The sequence below is a fragment of the Streptomyces sp. Ru71 genome (genome assembly GCF_002920535.1).
Lineage (GTDB): Bacteria > Actinomycetota > Actinomycetes > Streptomycetales > Streptomycetaceae > Streptomyces.
The window spans coordinates 78,806-86,318 of sequence record NZ_PQSS01000028.1; the positions used below are offsets into that span (position 1 = coordinate 78,806).

Genomic DNA, 7,513 nt, shown 5'->3' on the forward strand with positions numbered 1-7,513 from the left:
GTCCCTCCCGAGGGCGCCCGGCGCCAGGCGGCCGGGTCAGGCGCCGAGTTCGGAGACGGCCCGAGCGAACGCGTCGCCGCGCTGGTTGTAGTTGGCGAACATGTCCATGGAGGCGCAGGCCGGGGCGAGCAGCACCGTGTCGCCGGGCTCGGCGAGCCGCTGGGCCTCCTGGACAGCCTGGAGCATCGCCCCAGTGTCGGTCCGGTCGAGGTCGACGACGGGTACTTCCGGGGCGTGTCGCGCCAGGGCCTCACGGATGAGGGCCCGATCGGCGCCGATGAGGACGACACCGCGCAGCCGCTTCGCCGCGCCCGCGACCAGCTCGTCGAAGGTCGCGCCCTTCGCCAGTCCGCCGGCGATCCACACGATCGACTCGTACGCCGCCAACGAGGCCTCGGCCGCGTGCGTGTTGGTGGCCTTGGAGTCGTCGACGTAGGCGACACCGGCCACGTCCGCGACGTGCGCGATGCGGTGGGCGTCGGGGCGGAAGGCCCGCAGCCCGTCCCGTACGGCCCGGGGCTCCACGCCGAAGGCGCGGGCGAGGGCCGCCGCGGCAAGGGCGTTGGCGATGTTGTGCGGGGCCGGCGGGTTGACGTCCGAGACCTCGGCGAGCTCCTGGGCGTTCTTGTGCCGGTTCTCGACGAAGGCGCGGTCGACCAGGATGCCCTCCACGACGCCGAGTTGGGAGGGGCCGGGGGTGCCGAGGGTGAATCCGATGGCGCGGCAGCCCTCCTCGACGTCCGCCTCGCGCACCAGGTCCTCGGTGGCCTTGTCGGCGACGTTGTAGACGCAGGCGACGCGGTTGCCCTCGTAGATGCGGCCCTTGTCGCGCGCGTACGCCTCCATGGAGCCGTGCCAGTCCAGGTGGTCCGGGGCGAGGTTGAGCACTGCGGCGGAGTGGGCGCGCAGGGAGGGCGCCCAGTGCAGCTGGTAGCTGGACAGCTCCACGGCGAGGACGTCGTAGGTCTCCTCGCCGAGGACGGCGTCCAGCAGGGAGACGCCGATGTTGCCGACGGCGGCGGTGCGCAGCCCGGCGGCCTTCAGGATGGAGGCCAGCATCTGGACCGTGGTGGTCTTGCCGTTGGTGCCGGTTACGCACAGCCAGGGCGCGGCGTCGGGGCCGCGCAGCCGCCAGGCCAGCTCCACGTCGCCCCACACGTCCACGCCGGCCTTCTCGGCGGCCTGGAACAGCGGCTTGGTGGGCTTCCAGCCCGGCGCGGTGACGATCAGCTCGGTGCCCTCGGGCAGGGTGTCGCCGTCGCCGAGGCGCACGGTGACACCGAGCGCCTCCAGCTCGGCGGCCTGCTCACGCGCGCGTGCGTCGTCGCCGTCGTTGACGACCGTGACGATCGCCCCGCGCGCGTGCAGCACCTTGGCCGCCGGGACGCCGGAGACGCCGAGCCCGGCGACGGTGATGTGCTTGCCGGTGAAGTCCGGGGACACCGAGGAGGTCACTTGTCCGCTGCCCATCCCGCGTAGAAGAGGCCCAGTCCGACAATCACACAGATGCCCTGGATGATCCAGAAGCGGACCACCACAAGTACCTCGGACCAGCCCTTGAGTTCGAAGTGGTGCTGGAGTGGCGCCATCCGGAAGACCCGCTTGCCGGTGAGCCGGAAGGAGCCGACCTGGATGACGACCGACATGGTGATGAGGACGAACAGGCCGCCCATGATGGCCAGCAGCAGCTCCGTGCGGGAGCAGATGGCCAGGCCGGTGAGGACACCGCCGAGCGCGAGCGAACCGGTGTCGCCCATGAAGATCTTGGCGGGCGACGTGTTCCACCACAGGAAGCCCAGGCACGCGCCCATCAGCGCGGAGGACACCACGGCGAGGTCCAGCGGGTCGCGCACCTCGTAGCAGGCGCCCGGGTTGGTGAGGGTCAGCGCGTTGGCGCAGGACTCCTGGAACTGCCAGACGCCGATGAACGTGTAGGCGCCGAAGACGAGCACGGAGGCGCCGGTGGCCAGACCGTCCAGACCGTCGGTGAGGTTCACGCCGTTGGACATCGCCAGGATCATGAACAGCGCCCAGACGACGAACAGCACCGGGCCGATCGTCCAGCCGAAGTCGGTGATGAAGGACAGCTTGGTGGACGCCGGGGTGTTGCCGCGGGCGTCGGCGAACTGCAGCGAGAGCACGGCGAAGGCGATGCCGACGATCAGCTGGCCGGCCATCTTGGCCTTGGCGCGCAGACCGAGCGAACGCCGCTTGACGATCTTGATGTAGTCGTCGAGGAAGCCGACCAGACCCATGCCGACCATCAGGCCGAGGACCAGCACACCCGAGTACGTGGGCGCGTAGCCGGTGATGACCTTGGCGAGGAAGTAGGCGGCGACCGTCGCCAGGATGAACGCGATACCGCCCATGGTCGGCGTACCGCGCTTGCTGGCGTGCTCGCGCGGTCCGTCGTCGCGGATGTACTGGCCGTAGCCCTTGCGGGCGAGCAGCTTGATCAGCAGCGGGGTCCCGACCAGGGTCAGGAAGAGGCCAATGACTCCTGCGAACAGGATCTGCTTCATCATCGGGCGGCAACCTCACCCTCGGCACCGGTCTCCAGCAGCGCCTGCGCGACCGCCTCCAGACCGACCGAACGCGACGCCTTCACGAGTACGACGTCCCCCGGGCGCAACTCGCTGCGCAACAGGTCGACCGCCGCCTGTGCGTCGGACACGTGCACCGACTCCTCACCCCACGAACCCTCGTTATATGCGCCCAGTTGCAGCCAGGCGGCTTCCCTGCCGCCGACCGCGACGAGCTTGCTGACGTTGAGCCGGACGGCGAGCCGTCCGACCGCGTCGTGCTCGGCGAGCGCCTCGTCCCCGAGCTCGGCCATCTTGCCGAGCACCGCCCAGGTCCGCCGTCCCTTGCCCATGGCCACCAGCGCGCGCAGAGCGGCCTTCATGGACTCGGGGTTGGCGTTGTAGGCGTCGTTGACGATGGTCACGCCGTCCGGGCGCTCGGTGACCTCCATGCGCCACCGGGAGAGGGAGCCCGCCTCGGAGAGCGCGGTGGCGATCTCTTCCGCGGACATGCCCAGCTCATGGGCGACGGCGGCCGCGGCGAGCGCGTTCGACACGTGGTGCTCACCGTACAGGCGCATGGTCACATCGCTTGCACCGGAGGGTGTGTGAAGCCTGAAGGAAGGCTGTCCGCTGTCCGTGAGTCGCACGTTCTCGGCGCGTACGTCCGCTTCGTCGCTCTCCCCGAAGAGCACCACCTTCGCCTTCGTACGGGAGGCCATGGCGCGGACGTAGGGGTCGTCGGCGTTGAGGACCGCGATGCCGCCGTCCTCCACGGGCGGCAGGGACTCCACCAGTTCGCCCTTGGCCTGGGCGATCTGCTCGCGGCCGCCGAACTCGCCGATGTGCGCGGAGCCGACGTTGAGGACGAGACCGATGCGCGGCGGGGTCAGCTCGGTGAGGTAGCGGATGTGCCCGATGCCGCGCGCGCCCATCTCCAGCACGAGGAACTTCGTCTCCTCGGTGGCGGACAGGGCGGTCAGCGGCAGCCCGATCTCGTTGTTGAGCGAGCCGGGCGTGAACACCGTCGGCGCCTTGCGCTGGAGCACCTGCGCGATGAGGTCCTTGGTGCTGGTCTTGCCCGCCGAGCCGGTCAGCGCGACGAGGGTCGTACCGAGGCGGTGCACGACATGGCGGGCGAGGGCACCGAGGGCGCGCTGGACGTCGTCCACGACGATCGCGGGCACGCCGACGGGGCGCGAGCCGAGAACGGCCGCCGCGCCCGCTTCGACGACCTGCGCCGCGAAGTCGTGGCCGTCCACGCGCTCGCCGACGAAGGCGACGAAGAGGCTGCCGGGCTCCACCTCGCGGGAGTCCCGGACCACAGGCCCGGTCACCTGCACCGACGGATCCGGTATGTCGTGCATCTGCCCGCCGACGACGCTTGCGATCTCGGCGAGGGAGAGGGCGATCACTGGTTCATCCCTGGGTCTTCTGGATTGCTTCGCGAAGCACCTGGCGGTCGTCGAAGGGACGGACCACCCCGGCGATGTCCTGCCCCTGCTCGTGGCCCTTGCCCGCGACCAGCACGGTGTCCCCGGGCTGCGCGCGGTCGACGGCCGCGGCGATCGCGGCGGCCCGGTCCTCGAAGAGGACGACCTCGCCGCGCTCGTGCGCGGGCACCGAGGCCGCGCCCTGGAGCATGGTCGCGAGGATCGCGAGCGGGTCCTCGGAGCGGGGGTTGTCGGAGGTCAGTACGGCGGTGTCGGCGAGCCGCGCCATGGCGGCGCCCATCGGCGCGCGCTTGGTGGTGTCCCGGTCGCCACCGCAGCCGAGCACGACGTGCAGCCGGCCCTTGGTGACCTTGCGCAGCGCCTTGAGCACCGACTCGACGGCGTCGGTCTTGTGGGCGTAGTCGACGACCGCGAGGTAGGGCTGCCCGGCGTCGACGCGCTCCAGGCGGCCCGGCACACCGGGTACGGCGGCGATGCCGTCGGCCGCGGCCTGCGGGTCGAGGCCGGCCGTGGCGAGGGCGACGAGGGCGGCGAGGGTGTTCGCCACGTTGAAGCCGCCCGGCAGCGGAGACTTGGCGCGCACGCGCTGCCCGTCGGGGCCGACGACGGTGAACGTCGAGTCCAGCGGGCCGACCTCGACGTCCTCGGCACGCCAGTCGGCGTCGGGGTGGCCCTCGGCGGAGTAGGTGACGACCGGGACGGTCGCCTCCTTCGCGAGCCGGCGGCCGTAGTCGTCGTCGAGGTTGACCACGCCCCGTTTGCTGCGTTTCGGCGTGAACAGCTGCGCCTTGGCCCGGAAGTAGTCCTCCATGTCGGAGTGGAACTCCATGTGTTCCGGGCTGAGGTTGGTGAAGACGGCGATGTCGAAGACGCAGCCGTCGACCCGGCCGAGGACCAGCGCGTGGCTGGAGACCTCCATGGCCACCGCCTCGACGCCGCGCTCGCGCATGACCGCGAACAGCGCCTGCAGATCGGTGGCTTCGGGCGTGGTGCGCTCGGACTTGATGCGCTCCTCGCCGATGCGCATCTCCACCGTGCCGATCAGACCGGTGCTGCGCGCGGTCTTCAGACCGCCCTCGACGAGGTAGGCGGTGGTGGTCTTGCCGGAGGTGCCGGTGATGCCGATCTGGAGCAGGTCCCGGCCCGGGTGGCCGTAGATCGTGGCCGCCAGCTCGCCCATCCGCCCGCGCGGGTCGTCGACCACCAGGACCGGCAGGCCGGTCGCGGCGGCGCGCTCGGCACCGGTCGGGTCGGTCAGCACCGCCGCCGCGCCCAGGCTCGCGGCCTGGGTGACGAAGTCGGCGCCGTGCGCGCGGGCACCGGGCAGGGCGGCGTACAGGTCGCCGGGGCGGACGGCGCGCGAGTCGTGGGTGATGCCCGTGACCGCGGCGGTGCTCTCCGGCTGCTGGACACCCAGCTGGTCGGCGAGGTCCGCGAGGGGTGCGGCGGAGACCTGCGCCGGCCGGGGCGGTCCGGGGTATGTCACGGAAGCGCCCTTCTGGGTGTTTTGGGACTGATCAGCGTGTGGCACGGCGGTGAGCGTACCGGGCGCACCCGTCTTCGGGCGAAGTGAGGGGCTGGGGGCGCCCTGGTTCCCGGGCTGTGGGGTGATCATGGTCACGGATCGTTCCTGGCTGGTCGCGCTGATCGGCAGGGGGTCGGGTCCGGGGACGGGTCGGGGATTTACGGCTGGTAGTCGACGGGCAGGTTCGCGGGGTGCGCTCCGGTCGGCGGGACCTGGAGGGTCTTGAGCGCGAACTCCATCACCTGCTTGTAGATGGGGCCGCAGATCTGGCCGCCGAAGTAGCTGCCCGTGGTGGCGTTCTGGATCGCGCAGTAGACGGTGATGCGCGGTTTGTCGGCGGGCGCGAACCCGGCGAACGACGAGGTGTAGCCCTTGTAGCGGCCGGTGGCCGGATCCACACGGTTCGCGGTGCCGGTCTTGCCCGCCACTCGGTACCCGGGGATGCGCGCCTTGATGCCGGTGCCCTGCTCGTCGTCCACGACGGACTCCAGCATCTGGGCGAGCGTCCTGGCGGTCTTGGCGCTGACGACCCGTGTCTGCTCCGGCTTCTTGGCCGGGGTGAAGCGCCCGTCGGGTCCCTTGGTGCCGCGCACGAGAGTGGGCTCGACGCGCACTCCGCCGTTGGCGATGGTCGAGTAGACGGACGCCGCCTGGATGGCGTTGATGGAGAAACCCTGGCCGAAAGGGATCGTGAACTGCTGCGAGGTCGACCACTGGCCGGCCGGCGCGAGGATGCCCTTGGTCTCGCCGGGGAAACCGAGTCCGCTGTAGCTGCCGATGCCGAACTTGCGCAGGTAGGAGTAGAGCACCTGGTTCGCCTGCGGCTGGGTCTTGCCGAGCTGGCCGGTGGCGAGGATGGTGCCGATGTTGGAGGACTTGGCGAGCACGCCGTTGAGCGTGAGGTACCAGGTGCGGTGGTCGATGTCGTCCTGGAAGAGCCGGTCGCCGCGGTGCAGCCGGTTCGGCACGACGACGTGCGTGAGCGGCGTGGCGACGTTCTCCTCCAGTACGGCGGCCATCGACATCACCTTGGCGGTGGAGCCGGGCTCGTAGGCGTCCTGCACGGCCGCGTTGCCGAGCGCGGCGGGGTTGGCGTGCCGCAGGTCGTTGGGGTCGAAGCCGGGCGAGTTGGCCATGGCGAGGATCTCGCCGGTACGGGTGTCCTGGACGATCACATAGCCGCGGTCGGCCTTGGACTTCTTCACCTGCTCGGTGATGGCGTTCTGCGCGGCCCACTGGATGTCGCGGTCGATGGTCAGCTCGACGTCGCTGCCCGGCACGGCCGGCGTCTCCGTGGAGCCCGCGGTCGGGACCTGACGGCCGCCGGACTGGGCGTAGCGGAGCTTGCCGTCCTTGCCGGCGAGCGTCTTCTCCAGCTGCTGCTCGATGCCGCCGCCGCCCTTGCCGTCGGCGTTGACCCAGCCCAGTATCCCGGCGGCGAGATCGCCGTTGGGGTAGATCCGCTTGCTGCTGGGGTCGGCGAAGACTCCGGCCAGGACGTTGACCGTGGACTTGTCGGTGCCGGCCTTCTTGGCGAGCGCGACCTTGAGGTCCTTGATCTGCGTCCACACCTGCGGGGTGCGGCTCAGCGCGAGCCGCACGTAGCGCAGGTCCTTGTCCTTGGGCCGCAGCTTCTTCACCAGGTCGGCCTGGTCCTGGCCGAGGATCGGGGCGAGCAGCGCGGCGGCCTGCTCGGGGCCGTCGTCGATCTTCAGCTGCTTCCGGCTGAACATCGTCGGGTCGGCCGTGATGTCGTAGGCGTCGACGCTGGCGGCCAGGGCGACGCCGTTGCGGTCGGTGATGCCGCCGCGTTCGGCCGCCAGGGTGTGCACGACGTAGCGGTTCTGCTCTGCCTTGGCCGCGTAGGTGCTGGCGTCGACCGCCTGCACCTGGAGCAGCCGGAACACGAAGGCCGCCATGACGAGGGTCAGGCCGAGCCCGACCAGCCGCAGCCGGGGGCGCGGGCTGCCGAGCCGCAGCGTGCGCGGCGGCCCGGCCTGGCGGGGCGGGGC

General features: G+C 71.1%; 5 protein-coding genes. All 5 read right to left on the bottom strand.

Annotation, left to right across the window (positions count from 1 at the left end):
• Positions 1-36: 36 nt before the first annotated feature.
• The 5 genes from murD to C3489_RS18695 all read right to left on the bottom strand — a co-directional run bounded on the left by murD (position 37) and on the right by C3489_RS18695 (position 7,480).
• Entirely contained in the window at positions 37-1,470 is a 1,434-nt protein-coding gene (murD, locus tag C3489_RS18675; protein WP_181139731.1) for a UDP-N-acetylmuramoyl-L-alanine--D-glutamate ligase, read from the bottom strand.
• Positions 1,452-2,522: a phospho-N-acetylmuramoyl-pentapeptide-transferase gene (gene mraY, locus C3489_RS18680; RefSeq protein WP_103782999.1), complete on the bottom strand. Its 1,071-nt coding sequence runs from the start codon at positions 2,520-2,522 to the stop codon at positions 1,452-1,454. The genes murD and mraY overlap by 19 nt, the downstream gene beginning before the upstream one ends.
• The gene (murF, locus tag C3489_RS18685) at positions 2,522-3,937 is read right to left on the bottom strand and encodes a UDP-N-acetylmuramoyl-tripeptide--D-alanyl-D-alanine ligase (RefSeq protein ID WP_103783000.1); all 1,416 of its coding nucleotides are present in this window, start codon (positions 3,935-3,937) and stop codon (positions 2,522-2,524) included. Before murF ends, mraY begins: the two co-directional genes overlap by 1 nt.
• 4 nt (positions 3,938-3,941) lie before the next feature.
• Positions 3,942-5,597, bottom strand: a complete 1,656-nt coding sequence (locus C3489_RS18690; RefSeq protein ID WP_181139732.1) for a UDP-N-acetylmuramoyl-L-alanyl-D-glutamate--2,6-diaminopimelate ligase — start codon at positions 5,595-5,597, stop codon at positions 3,942-3,944.
• A gap of 62 nt (positions 5,598-5,659) precedes the next feature.
• Positions 5,660-7,480: a penicillin-binding protein 2 gene (locus C3489_RS18695; RefSeq protein ID WP_181139733.1), complete on the bottom strand. Its 1,821-nt coding sequence runs from the start codon at positions 7,478-7,480 to the stop codon at positions 5,660-5,662.
• Positions 7,481-7,513 lie beyond the last annotated feature (33 nt).

Excerpts from the sequence above, each read along its gene's own strand:
- murD (WP_181139731.1), bottom strand. The coding sequence starts at position 1,470 with ATGGGCAGCGGACAAGTGACCTCCTCGGTGTCCCCGGACTTCACCGGC.
- mraY (WP_103782999.1), bottom strand. The coding sequence starts at position 2,522 with ATGAAGCAGATCCTGTTCGCAGGAGTCATTGGCCTCTTCCTGACCCTG.